The following is a 21,170-nucleotide window of genomic DNA, read 5'->3' as shown; positions in this document are numbered from 1 at the left end:
GCTGTACCTGCTGTGATCGTCCACTTAGCGTCAAAGGCATGACCAACGCACTCACCGCCGCGGCCGCGGGCTTCGGCACCGGCCTCTCGCTCATCGTCGCCATCGGTGCCCAGAACGCCTTCGTCCTGCGCCAGGGGATCCGCCGCGACGCGGTCCTCGCCGTGGTCGGTATCTGCGCCCTGTCCGACGCCCTGCTCATCACCCTGGGCGTCGGCGGGGTGGGCGCGGTGGTCGTGGCCTGGCCGGGCGCACTGACCGCGGTCGCCTGGATCGGCGGCGCCTTCCTGCTCTGCTACGGCGCCCTGGCCGCTCGGCGCGTGTTCCGGCCGGCCGGCGCGCTGCGGGCGGACGGTGACGCCGCGGGCTCCCGTCGGCGGGCGATCCTCACCTGCCTGGCACTGACCTGGCTCAACCCGCACGTCTACCTCGACACGGTGTTCCTGCTGGGCTCGGTGGCAGCCGACCGGGGCCCGCTGCGCTGGACGTTCGGCCTGGGTGCCGCGGCCGCCAGCCTGTGCTGGTTCGCCGCGCTCGGTTTCGGCGCCCGCTGCCTCGGCCGCTTCCTGGCCCGCCCCGCGGCCTGGCGGGTCCTGGACGCAGTGGTCGCCGCCACGATGATCGTCCTCGGCGTCACGCTCGTCGCCGGAGCCTGACCGGGGAGCGGGCCGGACCCGGTCATACGCGTCCCCTGCGCTCGAACGGAGCTGCGTGGCGGGCGTCGCCGACATGGTCTCCATGGTGTTCCGCGGCGCGATCCCGGCTGCCCGCCGCGACCGACGAGATGCGCGGGCGCATGCCGGGCGTCTTCACCGTCGTCGTGGCGGGCGGCCCGCGCCTGGCCGACGTCCTGCACGGTGGCGCGGGCTCCGCCTTCGGCGCGCGGGAGGCGGTGGCCGGAGGCGGGCTGCTCGTCGGCCTGGTGATGCCGGCCCTGGCGGCCGCGGTGCCGGCGCTGCGCCGCTACCGCGTCCGACGGGACCTCACAGGGAGCCGCGCCCGTGCAACGCGTAGTGCTCCATGAGCCGGCCCCTGGTGGTCTCCAGCCGGTGCGCGAGGATCTCGGCGACCGACCGCACCAGCACGATGCCGAGGTGCGGTTCCTCGTCGCACAGGGCGAGCACCGGGGCCGCGTCGAACTCGTAGGCCCGCACCGGGCTGAAGGCCTCGGCGCCGAAATCCCACTCGTAGGGCGGGAACAGCCAGGACCAGCCGAGCAGGTCGCCCGCGCCGAGACTGGCGACCGTGACCCGCTGCAGGGACGTCACCTGCTGGGTCAGGGAGACCGCACCGGAGCGGACGACCCAGAAGCGGTCGGCCCTGTCTCCCGCCTCGAAGATCCGGCAGTCCTCCGGGAAGGACACTTCCCGGGCGAGCGCCATCAGCCGCTCGCGCTGGGGCCGGGGGAGCGCGGTCAGGAGTTTGATCGCTTTGGTCATAACACGGGGCTCCTCGCCGGCGATTCGGTTCCGGGGCTTTCCCTATGCCCATTTCAGTCGCTCTCCGCGCCCTGAGCACCTCGGCGGACGGCGGATCCCGTACGGATTCCGTGCCGGAGCCGGGGAGGGTACCGCCAGGGCAGGAAAAAGCCCTGGCTGGACGGGGGAAGCCAGCCAGGGCCGTAAGCGGTGACGCACGAAGGACACTCCGGTCGACTTCGTCGCCACGTATGGATGAACGCTAAACCATCTCCGTCCGTTCCGTGAAACCGGTACCAGGGCACGTGACCCGTTTCACTCGCCGTCCTCCGCGACGACCCTGACCGTCTCCAGTTCCGGGTCGCTCGGGTCCGGTAGGTACATCCCGGCCTCCAGGCCACTGCGCAGATACCGCAGGACGGAAAACCCCGTCAATCCGCCCCGCGGCTCCTCACTGCGCGTTCCGCCCCGGGGTCAGCACCTCGTCCAGCACCCGCAGGACGGCCTCGTACGCGATCGTCCGTACGGCGGCCTCCCGGGACCCCTCCGGATCGGTCGGCCGCAGCTCTTCGCTCCGCGTCCGCCAGATCCGCTCCTGTTCCACCGCGCAGGCCCTCGCGCGGTGCATGCGGCGCAGCAGTTCGTCCGAGTCCACAACATCCGTCATGCACTCCGCGTACCCCCGCAGGGCGCCTGGATGGCCGCTGGGCCGTAAGGAGGGCCGGAGGTTTGGGGGTACGGGCAGAGGTCAGCCGGAAGTAGCGAGGCCGCACGGCGTACACACGGCGTGGGGCTGACCGGATCCGGCCCATCCCACCGACCAGGGAGCTGACGGATGTGTGACAGGCGCACGACCGAACCCGTCGTCGAACAGTACGGCGCGGACCGGAAGCGGCGGTACCGGCCCTGCAAACCGGCCGAGGCACGCCGGACCGTCGAACGCGTCGTCACCGAATGCTGCGGCACCGACGGCCACACGTCGTGCGACGCGGGCGCCCTGTCGGACGCGGTGCTCGTCGCCTCCGAACTGACCACCAACGCGATCCTGCACGGCGGCGGCATCACCGACTTCCAGGTCGACGTCGTCGGACCCGGCGTCCGGCTCTCGGTGTGCGACCGCAGCCACGACCTGCCGGTGGCCGTGCCGCCGACCGACACCCAGGGGCGCCGCCGCGTGGGCGGCCGGGGCTGGCCGATCGTCTGCAGGCTCGCACGCGACGTGCGGGTGGCAGACCTTCCCACGGGAGGCAAGTGCATCACCGTGGTCGTTCCGCTGTCCTGAGTACTTTTCGAAAAGCGGAGTTTGTTCCACCGGGGTGGGGGCAGTCGCAAGTTCGTGCTTCGGACCGGAGGCGCAGCAGCGGGAGCGGTATGGCTGCTTCGGCCCTCCGGGTGAGTGACCCGGACAGTGCCGTTCCCGCGGAAAGTCCCCTGAGACCACCGTTCAGGAGCGAATCGGCATGCTCATCGAAACGTCCGCCACCCGTCCCGCGACCCCCGAGCCCGCCCACGCCGCGGCTACTGCCACCGCCGCTCCCGCCCGTCGCCGGCACGACGACGCCCCCGACACCATGGCCCTCTTCGGCCGGCTGGCGGGGCTGGACGACGGACCCGAACGCGACGCCGTGCGCGACGAACTCGTCACGGCCTGGCTGCCCATGGCCCACCGGATCGCCGGGCGGTTCCGGGACCGCGGCGAGTCCATCGAAGACCTGCGCCAGGTCGCGGCGCTCGGCCTGGTGAAGGCCATCGACCGCTTCGACCCGGAACGGGGAGCCTTCGAGAGCTACGCCGTGCCCACCATCACCGGCGAGGTCAAGCGCCACTTCCGGGACCGGATGTGGGCCCTGCGGGTGCCCCGCCGGGTCCAGGAACTGCGCAACAAGGTGCGGGTGGCCCGGCGCGAGCTCACCCAGAACCCAGGCAGCCCCGAACCCTCGGTGGCCGCACTCGCCGCCCACACCGGACTGACCGAGGACGAGGTCAGCGCCGGGATGGAGGCCCTGGAGAGCTTCAGCACCCTCTCGCTGGACGCCGAACTGTCGGCCGGCGACGACGGCTACAGCCTCGCGGACACCCTCGGCGCGGCGGACGCCTCGTACGACACCGTGATCGACCGCGAGTCCGCCAAGGAAGGGCTGCGCAGGCTGCCCGAACGCGAGCGCGCCATCCTCTACATGCGCTTCTTCGAGGACATGACGCAAAGCTGTATAGCCGACCGCCTGGGCATCTCGCAGATGCACGTTTCGCGGCTCATCAGCCGCAGCTGCGCCCGCGTCCGCGACGAGGCGATGGGCCAGCGGGTGGGCCGCAGGGGGGCCGGCCGGCCGGTGCGCACCTGACGGCCGGTGTGTACCTGACGTACAGAGGACCGAAGGAGGAACGAGACGGATGCTGATGCCTCACCCCGCGGTGCTGCGCAGACTCGTCGACGAGTACGAGGCGGCCGCACTGTGCGAGCCCGCCGACGACACCGGCGGACCGGGCCCCCGGACCCGGGACCTGGCGTACACGCTGTGCGTGTCGACCGGCACACGTGACGTGGCACTGGCCCTGGAGGCCGCCCGCCGCTGGCTCGCGGCCGGCCCGGCCCCCGTGCCCGTACCCGTCGCCGAGCCCGCGGGAGTGGCGGACTGACCCACGGCGGGGACGTGCGGTGGCGTGACTGCCCGTATGCCGCGAGGCGGCGTACGGGCAGCCGTGCGTCACGGTGACACGGGGGCGGCGCGCGTTCGCCGGGTCAGGGCACCGCCGCCCGGTGTGCGCGGAGCGTGCCGGGGCATGCGGAGTCCGGGAGGGGAGGTCCACATGAACGCACGTGTCATGGCACGCACCGGCCGCAGTCGGGCCAGGCGGGCGGCGAACGGTTCGGCCGCCGAGGGGGCCGCCCGGGCGGGTCTCACCGCTCGCGGCGTGATCTACCTGCTGGTCGGCATCCTGGCCCTGCAGATCGGCTTCGGCACCGGAACCCGGCAGGCGGACCGCGGAGGCGCCCTGGCCGAGCTGTCGGACAAGCCCTTCGGCGCCGCACTGCTGTGGGCGCTCGGTGTCGGGCTCGTCGGCATGGCGCTGTGGCGCCTGTCCGAGGCGTTGTTCGGCGCCACGGGCAAGGACGGCCACACGGCGAAGAAGCGGCTGCCGGCCGCCGCGCGCTGCGTGTTCTACGCGTTCGTCGCCTACTCCGTACTGGCCTTCGCGGCCGGGACCGGCGGCAGCGGCTCCAGCGACCAGCAGTCCCGGGACGTCACGGCCAAGGTGATGGAGATGCCCGCCGGCCGGTGGCTCGTGGGCGTGGCCGGCGTCGCGATCGTCGTCGCCGGAGTGGTGATCGGCGTACAGGCGGTGCGCCGCAGCTATCACAAGAAGCTGAAGATCGGCGCGCTGAGCCCCCGGGCCCGGCGGTTGGTCGACGTCACCGGCGTCGGAGGCGGCGCGGCACGCGGGCTGGTCTTCGCCGCGGCGGGCGCCTTCGCCGTGCGGGCCGCCGTCGACTACGAAGCCGACAAGGCGAAGGGACTGGACGACACCCTCCGCTCCTTCGCCGAAACCCCGCTCGGGCCCTGGCTGCTGATCTGCGTCGCCGCAGGTCTGATGCTCTTCGGCGGGTTCTCCTTCGCCCTCGCGCGATGGCGCCGCGTCTGAGCCGCGCCGCACGGGGAACCCGGGGCGAATGAACGAACACGAGATTCCTCCGCCGGACGGACGTCCCGTGGACGTCTACCTCGACCTCCTGCGCATACGCATGGAGACCGACGACTACCAGCTCCTGCTCAGCGTGGTGGAACCCGTCCTCCAGGCGATCGACGAGCACCAGATGCCCACCATCGACTTCTCCCTCGACGGGGACAACGCCGAGGCGCTGCCCCAGACCATCAGGGACGAGGCCGCCCTGGTCATCGCCACCGCGGTCACGGGCCGGCTGGACAACGAGGTCGTCGAGATCAGCACCGACGAGACCGGCCCGGTCCGGGTCGTCACCGACGCGGCCACCGCCTCCGACCCCGAACGCCTCGGGGAGATAGCCGACTACCTCAAGGAACGCCACGTGCAGAACGAGGAACTGCGCGGCATCGCCGAGGCGAGCGGTCTGCCCAGCGACTTCTGAGCGTCACCGCTTCGGTGGCGCGACGGGCACGCCCAGCGGCCGGGCCAGACCCACGACCGCTTCGTCAAGGCGCTCCAGGTGCCGCAGTACCCGGCCGGTGATGCGGCCGTACCGCGGCACCCCGGCGGCGTCCGGTGCCAGCAGCGAGGCGATGCTCGGCCCGGTCTCCACCTCGGTCTCCGCGTCCTCGTCGGCGACGCGGGCGGCGATCGCCTCGATGTTGCGCACCGTGCGCCGCACCGCCCCGCGCAGCCGCGGGTCGGCCGCGATCGAGGGGTGGGCCGGCAGCAGCTCGGCCGTAGCGGCCAGGGACCGCGCGTGATAGGCGCAGGTCTCCAGCAGCGCGACCACGTACTGGGCGGTGTTGCGCCGGGCCCGCAGTGGAGTGATCGGATGGGTGAGCGGCTGCGTGGCGGCCCGCAGATCGCCCAGCGCCTGGTCCAGCTCCCGCGCCGTGTCCAGCAGATCGGCCGCCGGCCCGCCACTGAGCTGGTCGACCGCTCCCTCGGTGACGTCGGTGAGCCGCTCCAGCACCGTGCCGAGCAGTTCGTTCGTACGCCGGTCGGTGCGTATCGGCAGCACCAGCGCCGCCGCCACGATCCCGCAGGCCGCGCCGAGCGCCGTCTCCTCCACCCGCAGCAGCAGCACCGACAGGCTGTAGGTGTGCAGCAGCGTGTACAGCAGCCCCAGCATCGCCGTCACGAAGAACGACATCAGCGTGTACGACAGCGGCGCCGTGTAGAACATCGCGAAGATGAACAGCAGCACCAGCCCGAACGCGATCCACGTGTGGCCGCCCACCAGGCCCGCCAGCACGATGCCGGCCACCACTCCGAGCATCGTGCCCAGCACGCGGCGGTAGCCCTTGACGAGGATCTCGCCGGTGGAGGCCGTGTTCAGGAAGACGATCCAGCACGCGAGCACCGCCCAGTACCAGCGTTCGGCGGACAGCAGCTCGCCGCCCAGGATGGCCAGCGACGACCCCACCGACACCTGCACCGCGGCGCGCGTGGTGGGCCGCCGCAGCCCGGTCGGTTCCTCCTTCGGGGCGGGCTCCTCACCGCCGTCGATGGCGGCGTCCTCGGCGTCCAGTTCCTCCCGGGAACGGGTCGTCGCGGGAGTGTCGTCCGACTCGTCCTGCGGTCCGTCCAGGGCGATCCGCAGGCCCATGACCGCACGCGCCGTCTCACCGATGCCGCGGAACACGTCCTGGACCGCCGGGATCGCCTCGGGCAGGTTCTCCTCGTCGCGGTAGCCGAGGAGGCGGTTGCGCAGGTGGGACAGCGCGGTACCGCGCGCCTCGGCGGGTGGCCGCAGCACCAGCGTGCGCAGCGCCCCGAGATCGCGGCGCAGGATCTCGGTGGCCTCGCCGGGCGCCGGTGAGCGGCCCACCGAGGGCGCGGGCGCGCCCGGCAGATGCAGGGTCAGGGTGTCCGCCCGCTCCGCGCTGCGCGCGGTCAGCAGCAGCAGGCCGAGTCGCTCGGCGGCGATCTCGGCGTCCGCGATGCGCCGCTGCACCAGACGCGCCGTGGACGCGTCGGGAGTGCCCTCCTCCAGCCGGGACTGGATCATCAGGGCCGTCTCGTGCAGGCGCGCGGTGCCGTCGCGCAGGTGCTCCAGCGTCTTCTCGATCCCGTCCGGACCGGCGTCCAGCAGTTCGCTCTGGGTGGCGATCAGCTGCGCCAGCCGGGCGCGGAACGCCTGCCGCAGCCGCTGGAGCACGCCCGCCGGTGTCTCCGGCACCACCGCGAAGCGCACCACCGCGCTGCACACGAACGCCACCGCGATGGCACCCAACAGCCCCGGCAGCACCGACATCTTCGCGCCGACGAACAGGGACACGAAGTAGACCTGGAAGCCGATCAGCCCGAGCGCGGTGCCGCGGTCGCCGAACCGGCGGACGAAGACGGCACAGAAGATCAGTACGACGAAGAAGGCGTCACCGATGACGACCCGCGAGGTGAGCAGGGCGCTGATCGACACCGATGCCAGGGCGACGGGCAGGCCCAGCGCGAGGGTGACGGCCTGCCCCTTGGGCTCCTTCTCCCGGATGGCGAAGGTGGCGACCATCGCCGCCATGGCGCCCGCCACCAGATGGGTGACGTCCGCACCGAACGCCGCGAGCACCGCCAGCGCCAGCGCGATGGCGCCCACCGTCCGCAGGCCCGCCGTCAACCGCAGCAGCCCGGGGTCGGACGCGGCGACGCGGTCCCGCAGCCGTGTCCGCACCGAGCGCCCCGCTGCCTTCACGCCGCCGTACACTCTCCCGATTCACGCCCGATTCCCGGCCGGTTCACGCCGAGATCCACTTCTCAGCATGTCATGTCGCGCACGGACCGCTGCCGCCGGGTCACAGCTGCGCCCGGCCCGCTCCCTCGACCTGCTTGCGGACCTGCTCCGGCGTCAGATAGGCGTCGGTGTACTCGAAGTCCTTCAGCTTGGCCGCCTTGCGGGCCTGGAAGCCGGTGCGGACGAAATCGTCGCCGGCGATGGCGTTGAGCGTCCAGTTGGCCGCCACCCGGGCCTTGGCCACGCCGGTGCGCAGCGCCGACCAGTGGTAGCCGCGGGCCACGGCCTGGGCGGGCAGGCCCTTCAGTTCGACGCCGAGCGGCTTGGAGACCGCGTCGGTGCCGCCGAGGTCGACGACGAGACCCAGGTCCTTGTGCACGTACGGCCGCATCGGCTGGTTGCGCAGGGTGGCGATGAGGTTCTCGGCGACGTGCCGCCCCTGCCGCATGGCGTGCTGGGCGGTGGGTGGACAGACGGCGCCGTCCTGGCCCTTGGCGAGGTCGGGGACGGCGGCGGAGTCGCCGAGCGCGAACACCCCGTCGTGGTCGGGCAGGCACATCTCGGCGGTGACCGCGAGCCGTCCCTTGACCGTCTCCGCGCCGAGCGTGGCCATGAGCGGGCTCGCCACCACTCCGGCGGTCCAGATCAGCGTGCGGGTGGGCACCACCCGGCCGTCCGTGAAGGTGACCTCCTCGGGGCCGGCCTTCTCGATGGAAACGCCCAGGGAGATCTCGATCCCGCGCCGCGTCAGGACCTCCTGCGCGTCGCGTCCGAGCTTCTCGCCCAGTTCGGGCATCAGCTTCGGGGCGATGTCGATCAGATGCCACTTGATCAGACTCGGGTCGAGCCGGTTGTAGCGCTTGACGGCCGCGTGCGTCAGCCGCTGCAGACAGGCCGCGGTCTCGGTGCCCGCGTAACCGCCGCCGACCACCACGAACTGCAGCCGGGAGGCGCGCTCCGCGGGGTCCTGGCTGGCGTCGGCGAGATCGAGCTGGGAGATGACGTGGTCGCGGATGTACGCGGCCTCCGCCAGCGTCTTCATGCCGAACGCGTTGTCGGTGAGCCCCGGGATGTCGAAGGTGCGGGTGATGCTTCCGGGGGCCAGCACGATGTAGTCGTACGGCTCGTTGACGATCTGGTCGGTGATGGTGCGCACCACGCAGACCTTCGCCTCGAGGTCCACGCCGATGGCGCCGCCCGGGATGATCCGGGTCCGGTACCTGCTGCTGCGGCGCAGGGAGAGCGCGATCGACTGGGGCGTCAGCACCCCGGAGGCGACCTGGGGCAGCAGCGGCAGATAGAGCTGGTAGGAGAACGGCGTCACCAGGGTGACGTCGGCCTCGTTGGGGGAGAGCTTCCGCTCCAGACGGCGGACGCACTCCACGCCGGCGAAACCTGCGCCGACCACCAGGATCCTGGGTCGTGTCACGGTGTTCATCCCTTTCTGCGGCTCCAGGCGGTCTGCCGCGAACGCCATTCGCCTGCCCCTGGATCGCTGCTTCGCACCTCGTCGATCCCACCGCGCCCACGCCGGTTCGGCCAGCCGGACGCGGCAGGCAGGCGACACGTCCGATCACCACCGTGCCCCGCCCGGGCCCGCAGCGCACCGGGCGGGAGCGGACCGGCCGGGACCCTCCGGTGGGCGGACGGTGCCGGCGCAGGTCAGCCGGACCCGCGCAGGTGGCACAGCAGCAGGCACACGTCGTCGTCCCGCTCGGAGTCGCTGAGCAGGGGACGCAGGATGCCGTCCGCCGAACCCTCCAGGTCCGATTCCAGCTCCGCCGGGCCGAACGACCCGAGCGCCTCGGCCAGCCGCGCGATGCCCGGGTCTATGCCCCGGGCGCGGCGCTCCACCAGGCCGTCCGTGTACAGCGCGAGCGTCGAGCCCGGGGCCAGCCGCACCGTGTGGTCGGCGATCTCCTGCTTCAGCGGGATGCCGAGCATCGCACCCGGTCTCGCGTCCAGGGTCTGGACCCGCCCGTCCGGGGTACGCAGCACCGGCGGCGGGTGGCCGGCGGCGGCCCACGTCATGGTGGGGTCGTCGGGGTGGAAGCGCGCGATGACGGCGGTGGCGAAGAGGTCGGGCTGGAGGTGGTGGAGGAAGATGTGCAGCCGGGTCAGGAGCCGGCCGGGGCTGCCGCCGTCGACGGCGTAGGCGCGCAGCGCGGTGCGCAGCTGACTCATCATCACGGCCGCGCGCAGCCCGTGCCCGGTCACGTCGCCGACCACGGCGATGACGCCGCCGTCGGGCTGGCGGAACGCGTCGTACCAGTCGCCGCCGATGTTCAGCCCGTGAGTGGCCGGCAGGTAGCGCGCGGCCAGGCCGAGTCCCGGCGGGGCGGGCAGTTCCGTCAGCAGGGCCCGCTGGAGCGTCTCCGCGATGTCGCGGTTGTGCTGGTAGCGCTGGGCGTGGTCGATCGCGATGCTGGCCCGCCGGGTCAGCTCGATCACCATCACGGCGTCGTCCGGGTCCCAGCGTTCCCCGGGCGGGGACAGGGTCACCACGCCCAGGGGCGCCTGCCGGGTCGGCAGCGGGATGCACAGCAGGGGCCGCCGAGGGTCCAGCGCCGAGGGCGGCTGGTCGTCGACGCCGGGCAGGCCGCCGGGGTGAGCGGCGGCGTACTGGGGCCGCCCGGTGCGGGCGGCGACCACGGCGGCGGCCGGATGGGCGGGCCCCGGCCGGTCGCCCTCCTGCTCGAACAGCCAGACGTCGACGCTCGTGGCGTACTCCGGCACCAGCAGCTCCGGCAGGCGGCGCACGATCTCGTGGTGGTCGAGCGACGCCGTCAGCACCGCGCTCGCGTCCGCCAGGAACGTGAGCCTGCGACGGGCGTTCTCCGCCTCCGTACGCGCCTTGCGCTCGGCGGCGAACGCCTCCCGCTGGGCCCGCCCGGCGGCGTCCAGCTCGGCGTGCAGGGCCACGACGCCCTGGTTCGTCTGGTGCAGCTCCTCCCGGTGGAAGTCGACCAGGTCCTCCTGCTCGGTGAGCCTGTCCAGCACCAGCGCCGTGTCCTCGTCGGCCCCCAACAGGGCCTCGGCCAGCGTGGTCGGGTCGTCCGCGGACGCGTCGACATCGGCGGTCGGCGCGGCCTCGGGACAGGGCACCGTGACCCGCCACGGGGGCTCCCCGGCGGCTGCGGCGTCGTGCGACGGCGTCAGCACGGCGTGCAGCACGCCCTCCCCGACCGCCGGCGCGGCGCGGGAAGCCGTGCCCGCCTCCAGGGTGAGCCGCCAGGTACCGCCCTTGGTCAGACACAGCCGCAACTGCGCGCCGAGCGATGCCAGCAGCCGTGCGCGCTCCAGGGGCGGCACACCGTAGGCCGCGGCCAGGCGCGCGGTGGTGATGCGTGCCTGGGCCGCGTCGGTGATGTCGGTGATCTGCCAGGTGCGGGTCATGGGCGGTCCAGCGGGGTCCGGGCCGGGCCGGTCGGGGCGGTGTCGTCCTGCGTGGGGTGGGTGGGGTCTCCGTTGGGCGGGGCCGCGGGGTGCCGGTGCTCCAGGGGTGACGCGCCGGGGGCCGCGGCCGGGTGCGCGGTGGTGGTGCGGGTCCGGGCCGCGTCGGTGTGGTCCAGCGGGGCCGGGCCGGGCGCGGTGGTGGGGCGTGACCGGGCCGCGTCGGTGGTGTGTGGGGTACGGGTCATCGGGCATCCGGCGGGGTCGAGGCCAGTACGGCCACGGCGGTGTCGTCCCGCACCGGGCGGGCGGAACTGCTGGCGTCACGGACCGTCACGGCGGCCGTCACCGCCGGGTCGGCCGTCGTGCGGCAGGTGTCGGGCGTCGGGGCCCAGCGGCTCGGCAGACCGTCACTGTGCAGGACCAGCACCCGGTCGTCCGCCCAGGCCGCTTCCTCCTCGCGCAGGGTCGTGGGCCGGTGGGTGCCTACGATGCCGGGCCGGGACACCAGGTGCCGCCAGGTGCCGCCCGCGCACAGCCGCGCCCCGATGTTGCCGACGCCGGCGAACCTGAGCACCGCGGCACGCGTGTCGACCTGGGCCACCGCGACGGCCGCGCCGCGAGTCCCGCCCAGCGCCGTGTCGAGCCGCCGCAGCGCCTCGGCGGGCGTGAGGTGGGCCGAACCGCGCAGCGCCTCGACGGCGGCGGTCGAGGCGCGGGCCGCCTCCGGGCCGTGGCCGAGCCCGTCGGCCAGCATCAGCGTGACCCGGTCCCCGGCCCGGACCCATGCCCAGGCGTCGCCCGAGTAGTCGTCCCCGCCGAAGGGGACGTTCACCGCGCCGGCCCGTACCCCGGCCCCCGGACCGGGCTCCGCGGCCCGGCCGTCGGGTACGGCGCCGACCCGGGCGACCACCACCGTGCCCCGCCCGGGGTCGCTGTGCAGGTCGAAGTCGTCGGCGAGGCGCGCGCAGGTGCCGAGACCGGCGCCCAGGGAGTTCGTCGTGCTGAAACCGTCGCGCAGGGCGGCGGACAGGTCGGCGATCCCCGGGCCGTGGTCGACCGTGGCGACCTGCACGAGCCGGTACTCGCCGTCACGGTCGGCGGAGAGCACGGTGGGAGCGACGACGTCGATGAGAACCTGACCACCCCCGGCGTGCTTGAGCAGGTTCGTGGCCAGCTCCGTCGCCATCAGTGCCGCGGCGGCGGTGCGCTGCTCGTCCAGCCCGGCCAGGGCCGCCGCGTGCTCCGCGGCCACCCGGGCGTCGCGCACCCGGGTCGAGTCGTGCACCGGGACGTCCCACACGCGCGGCATCAGATCTCCTCACGCGGGCGAGGCGCCCGGCCCACCCAGGAGGTGACCCGCACGGTGGTGCCCGCCCCAGGATTGCTCTCGATCGCGAACTCGTGCACCAGCCGCCGCGCGCCGCCCAGGCCCATGCCCAGCCCGCCCCCAGAGGTGAAACCGTCGCTGAGCGCCTGCTCCAGGTCCGCGATGCCCGGCCCTTCGTCGCTGAAGGTCAGCCGCAGTCCCCTTGCGCCCCCCTCGGCGAGGGGTTCCGTCTCCATCGTCCCACCGCCGCCGTACACGAGCGTGTTGCGGGCCAGTTCGCTGGCCGCCGTGACCAGTTTCGTCTGGTCCACCAGACCGAAGCCGATCTGGGCGGCCGCCTGCCGCACGTGCTGACGTACCCACACCAGATCCATGTCCGAATGGATCGGCAGGCGGGCCTGTGCGCCCGCGGCAGTGTGCATCACGGACTCTCCTGGCGCAGGCCGCCGAAGCGGGACGACGGGGCGTGCCGCGTCAGCAGCTCCATGGCCACCTCGGTACTGAGCGCGGTGTGCACCCCCGGCAGCGTCAGGCCCAGCTCCACCAGGGTGATCGCGACCGCCGGCCGCATGCCGACCACCACGGTACGCGCGGCCAGCAACTCGGTCTGCCCGGCGATCTCCGCCAGGACCCGGCCGAGGAAGGAGTCGACGATCTCCACACCGGAGATGTTGATGATCACACCGGTGGCGCCACTGTGGGAGATGGTCTCGGCGAGGTCCTGCTGGAGTTGCTGCGCCGTGCTGTCGTGCAGGTCTCCCTGAAGGGTGACCAACAGCACCTCGCCGAGCCGGAGCACCGGGACATGACCCGTCACGGGACCCGCGTGGGGCCCGGGGAACGCCTCGCTCACCGCGTGACCGGACCGTTCGCGACGGGGTTCACGATGCCGACTCCGAGCTGGTGCAGCACATAGCCCAGCGCGTCGGCGAGGCTCGCCCGGGTGACCACGGTGCCCAGGTCCAGGCCGAGGTGGACCATGGTCTGCGCGATCGCGGGCCGGATGCCGGAGACGATGCACTCGGCGCCCATCAGCCGGGCCGCCGCGACCGTCTTCATCAGGTGCTGGGCCACCAGCGAGTCCACGGTCGGCACCCCGGTGATGTCCAGGATCGCGTGGCGCGCCTGCTGCTCCACGATGGACTCCAGCAGGGTCTCCATGACGACCTGGCTGCGGGCGCTGTCGAGCGTCCCGATCAGCGGAACGGCCACGATGCCGTCCCACAGCTTGATGACGGGAGTGGCCACCTCCAGCAACTGCAGCCGCTGGCGGTCGATGAGCGCCTGCCCCTCGCTGAGCGCCGTCTGCATGACCACGACCCGCAAGGTGCCCATCAGCACGCTCAGCGTGGTGACGCAGTCCCGGGCGTGCTCGGCTGAGGCGTCCGGGAGGTCGGTTACGAGCAGGTTCTCGACCGGCTGGCGCAGGGCGGCCAGTTCGCTCGACACCTGGGCGGTGCTCAGGCCCGCCCGCGAGCGGGCCGCACCCATCCGCGCCAACTGCTCGCGCACCGCCGTGAATCCGGCCGCGTCCGGGTCCTCCACCCGCGCCGCGTCGGCCACTTGGGCCAGCGCGTCGACCACGGCCTTGCCCGCCTCGACCGCCTCGTCGCGCGAGACGGTGAACACGGCCCGGAACAACGGCTCGTCCGCCCACCGCTGGGCGATCTGCTCACGGCGCCGCCGCAGAAAGTCCCTGACCTCGTTCGCCGGCGATCCCGCTGTTCCCTCCGCCTGTTCCGGCACCTGTTCCACTCCTCATCCGCGTTGCGCCGCACAGCCCAGGAGGCGACGTGACGGCGACGTGACTCTGCCGGGCGACAACTGTAGCCACTCGCCGACCTCGTACGACACCTGCTCCCGCGTGAACGGTCCGGATGAGCGCCGGGTAGGAGGGGGAACTCACACCTCCGGTATCTGCGGACCCGCCGGCTGGGCGTCGACGCGGGAAAGCGCCTCGTCGATGCTCTCGGAGACCGGCACCGTGAGGCTCACCCCCGTCAGATCCAGGACGCGCCGGACCGCCGGGGCGGGCGAGATGATGTGCACACTGCCCGGCAGCTCGCGTGCCTCCTGATAGACCCGCAGGATGATGTTCATGCCGGACGAGTCCATGAACGGCACCTCGGAGAGGTCCAGCAGGAAGTGCCGTCGGCCGTGGTGCAGTTGGTTGGCCAGGTGGTGCTGGAGTTCGGTCGCGGTGTCGACGTCCAGGTAGCCCTCCACCGTGAGCAGCGCCACCTCCTCCCGGGGCAGCGTCACCTCGACGGACAGCGGATTCTGGGCTATGGGCACGTGTACCTCCAACAATACGGCCGGGCGGTGGGGCGTCATCATGTCCCACCGCGCCCAGCGATTACCCCCGAATCCGTTCGTCACACCTGCCCGGCCGGGACCGGGATTCCGTGCCCACCGTCACCCGACCCGGATGCCCACCAGGCACGTGTCGTCGTCCGTGTCCGACCTGCTGTAGGTGAGCAGCCGGTCCAGGTGCTGGTCGAGGGTGTTCGGCGTCGGACGGACGGTGCTCAGCAGCTGGGTCAGCGCCTCCTCCACCGAGCGGTCGCGGCGTTCGATCAGGCCGTCGGTGTACATCAGCAGGGTGTCCTCACCGGCCAGCTGCACCTCGTCCTCCTCGTACACCGCCTCGGCCACGGCTCCCAGCAGCATGCCTTTGAGCAGTGGCAGCGGCTTGGCGTCCGTGCCGCGGACCAGCACCGGCGGCAGATGGCCCGCCCTGGCCCAGCGCAGCGTGCGCCGGGCCGGGTCGTACAGCCCGCACACCGCGGTCGCGGTGACCCCGCCCGTGAGGTGGTGCGCCACGATGTTGAGCCACGACAGCAGCTGGCCGGGCCCGGCACCGGTCACCGCGAGGCCCCGCAGGGCGTTGCGCAGCACCACCATGCTGGTCGCGGCCTCTATGCCGTGCCCGGCGACGTCCCCCACGCACAGCAGCACCCGCCCGCTCGGCAGCGTCACGGCGTCGTACCAGTCGCCGCCCACCAGTTGCTCCGTCTCCGCCGGCCGGTACCGGACGGCCACCTGGAGCTCCGGCACCTTGAGCGGGGTCTGCTCCGGCGGCATGATGGCGTGCTGCAACTGCAGGGTCAGCCGGTTGCGTTCGATGGCCTGCTGCTCACTGTGCGCCAGCTGGTCGCGCGTAGCGGCGAGTGCCACCTCGGTCCAGTGCTGCGCCGAGATGTCCTGGTACGCACCCCGTACGACGAGAAGGCGGTCGTCGGTGTCCAGGACCGGTTCGGCCACCGCCCGGACGTGCCGGGTCACCCCGTCGGGCCGCTGCAGCCGGAACGCCGCCGACGCCGGCCGCCGGTGGTGCAGGAGCGTGCGCAGGAACCGGCCGATGGTGACCGCGTCGTCCGGGTGGGCGTGGGCGGTCAGCTCCTCCAGCGGCACCGGGGTACTCGTCTGCGGACGCCCGTAAAGGTCGAACAGCTGTCCGTTCCAGGTGATCTCGCCGGTCAGCAGGTTCTCCTCGAAGCCGCCGATGCGGCCGAGGCGCTGGGCGTGCTGGAGGAGGCTGGCCAGCCGGGCCGTCTCGTCCTCGATGCGCCAGATGAGCAGAACGGCGTTGCCGTGCCTGCTGACACTGATGTCCGCGACCGCCGACAGCGGCACCTGGTCCACCAGCGCGGTCAGGTTGATGTGCCGGGCCCGGAACGGCTCGCCCGTGGCGTACACCCGCTCCACGTTCTGGAACAGCTCGCTGTCCCCGGCGGCCATCGGGTAGGCCTCCAGCAGCAGCGCGCCGCGCACGACGGCACGCGGCCGTCCCGCGGGATCCAGGAAGCCCTTGTTCACGTGCTGGATGCGGAAGTCCGCCAGGTTGCCGGCGGCGTCCAGGTGCGGCACCAGGACCAGGGCGGGGTCGTACAGACCGTCGGCCAGGTCCATCAGCTCCACCGCGTCCGGCAGGACGGGCGGCTCCTGCCCGGCACCGTCCGGCGGCGTGTACGACTCCAGGGTGTGCGCGCACAGCTCCGCCAGGGCCTCCACCTGACGGACCACCTGGGGCGGCTGCGGAGCCAGCGGCACCGGCCAGGCGATCTCCAGCACGCCGTGGATACGACCTCCGGTACCGGCGGGCACGGCGACCCTGCCGCCGTCCGGGTACTGGTGCCGGCCCACGCTGGGCAGCCCGGTACCGGCCAGCGAGGTGATCCACTGGCCCTCGCGCTCGGTCAGCCCGCACCGGGCCACCGTCGCCACGTCCGGCGGCACGTAACGCCAGCGGGTGGCCTCGGCCGGGGAGAACCCCGCACTGCCGGCCAACGTGAGCGACCCGTCGTACCCGGCCGCCCAGATGGCCACGGCGGCCGCGCCGAGCGGGCGCAGCGCCTGCTCCAGCAGGGCGTCGGCCACGGCCTGGGTGTCGTCCGCGGCCAGCGCGCCGCTCTCGGCCGCCCGCAGGCGCACGGCGGCCGACTCGGTCACCGCCTCCCCGCCGGCGTCACCGTCCCCGCCCCCGCCGCCGTCACCGTCCCCGCCGTCGTCGGCGTCGTCGGCGTCCGTGGCGCGCGCGGCGGCGGTGGCCGTCAGGAACGCGTCCGTCACCTCCGACATCCGGTCCCGGGCTGCCTGGTTGATGACGTCGACCGCGAACTCCAGGGGAGTCACCTGGGACTGCTCGGCCAGCTCGGCGAGCTGCCGCGCGGCCTGCGCCGGACCACACCCGAGCCGCGCGACCAGGATGCCCTTGGCGAGCTCGATCAGGGCCCGGCCGTCGGCCTCCGCCTGGGCGGCCCGCACCTCGCGGCTGAGCCGGTCCACCGTGGCCGCCAGCCTGCCCACGGGAGACAGCGGGGCCATCGCGCGCAAGCCTGCGGCCGGCCCGTCGACCGCACAGGACTGCCGCGGCCCGGACACGAGGGGCGGCGTGGCCGACGCGTCCCGCGGCGCGTCGCCGGCCGGCCCGGGTGGCTGCTCGGACGTGTTCACGATGAGGACGCTCCTCGGCTCGAGACCGCCACGGAGCGCGACGGGACGTGCCGCGCACCGCCCGGCCCACCGGTGTACGGGACGGGGGCCGGCACGCTCATGCGGGCAGCCACCGTCGGACGCAGGCGATGAGGTCCCGGGTGTCGACGGGCTTGGTGACGTAGTCGCTGGCGCCCGAGGCGAGGCTCTTCTCCCGGTCGCCGGGCATCGCCTTCGCGGTGACCGCGATGATCGGCAGCTCGGCGTACCGGGGGATCCGGCGGATCTCGGCCGTCGCCGTGTAGCCGTCCATCTCCGGCATCATCACGTCCATCAGGACCAGCGCGACGTCCGGGTGGTCCACGAGCGTCTCGATACCGCGGCGTCCGTTCTCCGCGTGCAGGACCCGGAAACCGTGCAGCTCCAGGATCCCGCTGAGCGCGAAGAGGTTGCGCGCGTCGTCGTCGACGACGAGGACGGTGCGCCCGGCCGACGAGTCGTCCACGGCGTCCGGAGCCAGCTGCTGCGGCTCCTCGGGCCGGACCAGGGAGAGGACGTCGCCGGGCTCCTCGGCGGCCAGGTGCAGCGCGATGCGCTCCCGCAGCTCGTCGAGGCTGGACAGGAACTCCAGCGCCCCGCCCTCAGCCCCGGAGCGCAGTCTCTCCTCCAGCGCCGCGTCCGCGCGGTGACCGCTGTGCACGAGCACCGGCACGCTCGCCAGGGCGGAGTCGCCGCGCAGCGCCTCCAGGAAGCGGGACGCCTCCGAGTCCGGCATGCCCAGCTCCAGGACGACGCAGTGGCACGGCTCGGCCGCGAGCGCGCCCGCGGCCTCCTGCGCCCCCACGGCCGTGATGACGTCGAGCGGGGGCCGGTCGCCCGCGTCCCGTCCGTGCGTCAGGTCGGCGATCACGCTCTCCGCGACGAGGGTCAGCAGGCCGCGCGGCCGCTCCTCCACGACGAGCAGCCGCCGCGGGCGCTGCCGGTGGCCGCCCGTGAGCTCGGGCACCGTCGCCGGACGGGTGAGCATGTCGGCGGGCGACTCGGCCGGGGCGTGCTCCGCGCCCCGGCCGAGCAGCTCCTCGAAGTCGGGCCGGGCCACGGGCAGGAACAACGTGAACGTGCTGCCCCGGTCGGGCGTGCTGTCCACCGTGACGGCGCCGCCGAGCAGCTGGGCGATCTCCCGGGTGATGGACAGGCCGAGTCCGGTGCCGCCGTACTTGCGGCTGGTCGTGCCGTCCGCCTGCTGGAACGCGCCGAAGATCGACTCCAGGTTCTGCTCGGGGATGCCGATGCCGGTGTCCTTCACCCGGAAGGCCACCACCGCACCGCCCCGGAGCACGCCGGCGGGCACCTCGTCGTCCGACGCCGGCTCGACGGCCAGCTCCACCCCGCCGCGCTCGGTGAACTTCACCGCGTTGGACAGCAGGTTGCGCAACACCTGACGCAGCCGGGACTCGTCGGTCAGCAGGTCCGCCGGTGCTCCGGCGGCCGTCGACACCGTGAACTCCAGGCCCTTCTGCGTCGTCATCGGCCGGAAGGTGGCCTCGACGTACTCGATCAGCTGCCGCAGCGACACCCGCTCGGGCGCGACGTCCATCTTCCCCGCCTCGACCTTCGACAGGTCCAGGATGTCGTTGATCAGCTGGAGCAGGTCCGAGCCCGCGGAGTGGATGATGCCCGCGTACTCGACCTGCTTGGGGGTGAGGTTGCGCGACGGGTTCTGGGCGAGCAGCTGGGCGAGGATGAGCAGGCTGTTGAGCGGGGTGCGCAGCTCGTGGCTCATGTTGGCCAGGAACTCCGACTTGTACTTCGAGGCCAGCGAGAGCTGCTGGGCACGGGCCTCCAGCTCCTGCCGGGCCTGCTCGATCTGCAGGTTCTTCGCCTCGATGTCCCGGTTCTGCGTCGCCAGCAGGGACGCCTTGTCCTCCAGCTCGGCGTTGGAGCGCTGCAGCTCCTCCTGCTGGACCTGGAGCTCGGCGGAACGGGCCTGCAACTCGGCGGTCAGGCGCTGCGACTCGGAGAGGAGCTCGTCGGTGCGGGCGTTGGCCACGATCGTGTTGACGTTGACGCCGATGGTCTCCATCAGCAGTTCCAAAAAGTCCCGGTTGATCTGCGTGAACGCGGCGACCGACGCCAGCTCGATGACGCCGAGGACCTGTCCCTCGACCACGATGGGCACCAGCACCAGGGCGGTCGGCACCACCTCGCCGAGCCCGGAGGAGATCGTCACGTAGCCGGCCGGCAGCTCGTCCACCACGATGGTGCGCCGGCTGCGCGCGGCCTGGCCGACCAGGGTGCGGCCGAAGGCGATGCGGGTGGGCCTGCCCGCGTCCTCGGGATAGCCGTAGGAACCGACGAGCCGCAGCTCGGGCCCCTCGTCGCCGTCCTCGGCCAGATAGAACGCGCCGTACTGGGCCGACACCAGCGGCACCAGCTCGTCCATGATCAGCTCGGCGACCACGGGCAGGTCCCGGTGCCCCTGCATCAGGCCGGAGATCCGGGCGAGATTGGTCTTCAGCCAGTCCTGCTCCTGGTTGGCCCGGGTGGTCTCCCGCAGGGACTCCACCATGGAGTTGATGTTGTCCTTGAGTTCGGCGACCTCGCCCGACGCCTCCACGTTGATGGAGCGGGTCAGGTCGCCCTCGGCGACGGCGGAGGTGACCTCGGCGATCGCGCGGACCTGGCGGGTGAGGTTGCCCGCCAGCTCGTTGACGTTCTCCGTGAGGCGCTTCCAGGTGCCGGAGACGCCCTCCACCTCGGCCTGGCCGCCGAGCCGGCCCTCGGTGCCGACCTCGCGGGCGACGCGGGTGACCTCGTCGGCGAAGGCGGAGAGCTGGTCGACCATCGTGTTGATCGTCGTCTTGAGTTCCAGGATCTCGCCGCGCGCGTCGACGTCGATCTTCTTCGACAGGTCGCCCCGGGCCACCGCGGTCGTCACCAGCGCGATGTTGCGCACCTGGCCGGTGAGGTTGTTGGCCATGGAGTTGACGTTGTCGGTGAGGTCCTTCCAGGTGCCGGCGACGTTCGGCACGTGCGCCTGGCCGCCGAGCCGGCCCTCGGTGCCGACCTCGCGGGCGACGCGGGTGACCTCGTCGGCGAACGCCGACAGCGTGTCGACCATCGTGTTGATGACGTCGGCCAGCGCCGCGACCTCGCCCTTGGCCTCCACGGTGATCCGCTGCGACAGGTCGCCGCGCGCCACGGCGGTGGCGACCTGGGCGATGGAGCGGACCTGGCCGGTGAGGTTGTTGGCCATGGAGTTGACGTTGTCGGTGAGGTCCTTCCAGGTACCCGACACACCGCGCACCTGGGCGCGGCCGCCCAGATTGCCCTCGGTGCCGACCTCGCGGGCGACGCGGGTGACCTCGTCGGCGAAGGCGGAGAGCTGGTCGACCATCGTGTTGATGGTGTTCTTCAGTTCGAGGATCTCGCCGCGGGCGTCCACCGTGATCTTCTGGGAGAGATCGCCCTTGGCCACGGCCGTGGCCACCTGGGCCACGTTGCGGACCTGGTTGGTCAGGTTGCCCGCCATGAAGTTCACCGAGTCGGTGAGGTCGCGCCACGTGCCCTTGACGCCCTGGACGTCGGCCTGGCCGCCGAGCCGCCCGTCGGTGCCGACCTCGCGGGCGACGCGGGTGACCTCGTCGGCGAAGGCGGAGAGCTGGTCGACCATCGTGTTGATGGTGTTCTTCAGTTCGAGGAT

20 protein-coding genes are annotated in these 21,170 nt (G+C 72.8%); 7 read left to right on the top strand and 13 right to left on the bottom strand.

The window, feature by feature from the left end:
* Positions 1-38 precede the first annotated feature (38 nt).
* Together ACIQ1J_RS31555 and ACIQ1J_RS31550 are read left to right on the top strand one after the other, a co-directional pair.
* Positions 39-653, top strand: a complete 615-nt coding sequence (locus ACIQ1J_RS31555; RefSeq protein ID WP_403562223.1) for a LysE/ArgO family amino acid transporter — start codon at positions 39-41, stop codon at positions 651-653.
* 140 nt (positions 654-793) lie between these two features.
* Entirely contained in the window at positions 794-1,021 is a 228-nt protein-coding gene (locus ACIQ1J_RS31550) for a hypothetical protein (RefSeq protein WP_403562221.1), read from the top strand.
* On the opposite strand, the gene ACIQ1J_RS31545 is transcribed toward ACIQ1J_RS31550, so the two are convergent.
* Positions 981-1,436 (bottom strand): cyclic nucleotide-binding domain-containing protein, encoded by a 456-nt coding sequence (locus tag ACIQ1J_RS31545; protein ID WP_403562218.1) that lies wholly within the window; start codon positions 1,434-1,436, stop codon positions 981-983. The genes ACIQ1J_RS31550 and ACIQ1J_RS31545 overlap by 41 nt on opposite strands.
* Positions 1,437-1,866: 430 nt before the next feature.
* Positions 1,867-2,082 carry a hypothetical protein gene (locus ACIQ1J_RS31540; protein ID WP_403562216.1) on the bottom strand — a complete coding sequence of 72 codons (216 nt, stop codon included), beginning with the start codon at positions 2,080-2,082 and terminating at the stop codon, positions 1,867-1,869.
* A gap of 168 nt (positions 2,083-2,250) precedes the next feature.
* On the opposite strand from ACIQ1J_RS31540, the gene ACIQ1J_RS31535 reads away from it, so the two are divergent.
* The 5 genes from ACIQ1J_RS31535 to ACIQ1J_RS31515 all read left to right on the top strand — a co-directional run bounded on the left by ACIQ1J_RS31535 (position 2,251) and on the right by ACIQ1J_RS31515 (position 5,520).
* Entirely contained in the window at positions 2,251-2,697 is a 447-nt protein-coding gene (locus ACIQ1J_RS31535) for an ATP-binding protein (protein WP_403562214.1), read from the top strand.
* 178 nt (positions 2,698-2,875) lie between these two features.
* Positions 2,876-3,757 carry a SigB/SigF/SigG family RNA polymerase sigma factor gene (locus ACIQ1J_RS31530; RefSeq protein ID WP_210960828.1) on the top strand — a complete coding sequence of 294 codons (882 nt, stop codon included), beginning with the start codon at positions 2,876-2,878 and terminating at the stop codon, positions 3,755-3,757.
* A gap of 49 nt (positions 3,758-3,806) precedes the next feature.
* Positions 3,807-4,052: a DUF5133 domain-containing protein gene (locus ACIQ1J_RS31525; RefSeq protein WP_403562212.1), complete on the top strand. Its 246-nt coding sequence runs from the start codon at positions 3,807-3,809 to the stop codon at positions 4,050-4,052.
* Between the two features lie 171 nt (positions 4,053-4,223).
* A complete protein-coding gene (locus tag ACIQ1J_RS31520) occupies positions 4,224-5,057 on the top strand; it encodes a DUF1206 domain-containing protein (protein ID WP_403562210.1) in 834 nt (277 codons plus the stop codon).
* A 28-nt stretch (positions 5,058-5,085) separates the two neighbouring features.
* A complete protein-coding gene (locus tag ACIQ1J_RS31515; RefSeq protein ID WP_210960825.1) occupies positions 5,086-5,520 on the top strand; it encodes a hypothetical protein in 435 nt (144 codons plus the stop codon).
* 3 nt (positions 5,521-5,523) lie between these two features.
* Here ACIQ1J_RS31515 and ACIQ1J_RS31510 read toward each other — a convergent pair whose 3' ends face one another.
* The 11 genes from ACIQ1J_RS31510 to ACIQ1J_RS31460 form a co-directional block, all read right to left on the bottom strand.
* The gene (locus ACIQ1J_RS31510) at positions 5,524-7,770 is read right to left on the bottom strand and encodes an FUSC family protein (protein ID WP_403562207.1); all 2,247 of its coding nucleotides are present in this window, start codon (positions 7,768-7,770) and stop codon (positions 5,524-5,526) included.
* A gap of 100 nt (positions 7,771-7,870) precedes the next feature.
* The gene (locus ACIQ1J_RS31505) at positions 7,871-9,247 is read right to left on the bottom strand and encodes an NAD(P)/FAD-dependent oxidoreductase (protein WP_403562205.1); all 1,377 of its coding nucleotides are present in this window, start codon (positions 9,245-9,247) and stop codon (positions 7,871-7,873) included.
* A gap of 224 nt (positions 9,248-9,471) precedes the next feature.
* Positions 9,472-11,205: a PP2C family protein-serine/threonine phosphatase gene (locus ACIQ1J_RS31500; protein WP_403562203.1), complete on the bottom strand. Its 1,734-nt coding sequence runs from the start codon at positions 11,203-11,205 to the stop codon at positions 9,472-9,474.
* Positions 11,202-11,450, bottom strand: coding sequence for a hypothetical protein (locus tag ACIQ1J_RS31495; protein ID WP_403562201.1), 249 nt, complete (start codon positions 11,448-11,450; stop codon positions 11,202-11,204). The genes ACIQ1J_RS31500 and ACIQ1J_RS31495 overlap by 4 nt, the downstream gene beginning before the upstream one ends.
* A complete protein-coding gene (locus ACIQ1J_RS31490; RefSeq protein ID WP_403562199.1) occupies positions 11,447-12,514 on the bottom strand; it encodes a SpoIIE family protein phosphatase in 1,068 nt (355 codons plus the stop codon). The genes ACIQ1J_RS31495 and ACIQ1J_RS31490 overlap by 4 nt, the downstream gene beginning before the upstream one ends.
* Positions 12,514-12,954, bottom strand: a complete 441-nt coding sequence (locus tag ACIQ1J_RS31485; protein ID WP_210960819.1) for an anti-sigma regulatory factor — start codon at positions 12,952-12,954, stop codon at positions 12,514-12,516. The genes ACIQ1J_RS31490 and ACIQ1J_RS31485 overlap by 1 nt, the downstream gene beginning before the upstream one ends.
* Complete coding sequence (locus ACIQ1J_RS31480) at positions 12,954-13,385, bottom strand: STAS domain-containing protein (protein ID WP_403562197.1); 432 nt, start codon at positions 13,383-13,385, stop codon at positions 12,954-12,956. Before ACIQ1J_RS31480 ends, ACIQ1J_RS31485 begins: the two co-directional genes overlap by 1 nt.
* A complete protein-coding gene (locus ACIQ1J_RS31475; protein WP_403562195.1) occupies positions 13,382-14,278 on the bottom strand; it encodes an STAS domain-containing protein in 897 nt (298 codons plus the stop codon). The genes ACIQ1J_RS31480 and ACIQ1J_RS31475 overlap by 4 nt, the downstream gene beginning before the upstream one ends.
* A 156-nt stretch (positions 14,279-14,434) precedes the next feature.
* Positions 14,435-14,827 carry an STAS domain-containing protein gene (locus ACIQ1J_RS31470; RefSeq protein ID WP_403562193.1) on the bottom strand — a complete coding sequence of 131 codons (393 nt, stop codon included), beginning with the start codon at positions 14,825-14,827 and terminating at the stop codon, positions 14,435-14,437.
* A 120-nt stretch (positions 14,828-14,947) separates the two neighbouring features.
* Positions 14,948-17,488 carry a SpoIIE family protein phosphatase gene (locus ACIQ1J_RS31465; RefSeq protein ID WP_403562191.1) on the bottom strand — a complete coding sequence of 847 codons (2,541 nt, stop codon included), beginning with the start codon at positions 17,486-17,488 and terminating at the stop codon, positions 14,948-14,950.
* Positions 17,489-17,585: 97 nt separating this feature from the next.
* Positions 17,586-21,170: HAMP domain-containing protein (locus ACIQ1J_RS31460; protein ID WP_403562189.1), on the bottom strand; the 3,585-nt coding region annotated here is incomplete at its 5' end.

Origin of the sequence: Streptomyces sp. NPDC097107, assembly GCF_044762405.1 — a bacterium.
Lineage (GTDB): Bacteria > Actinomycetota > Actinomycetes > Streptomycetales > Streptomycetaceae > Streptomyces > Streptomyces thinghirensis.
The sequence above is the reverse complement of the archived record's forward strand: the minus strand, read 5'-3'. Positions and strand labels throughout refer to the sequence as shown.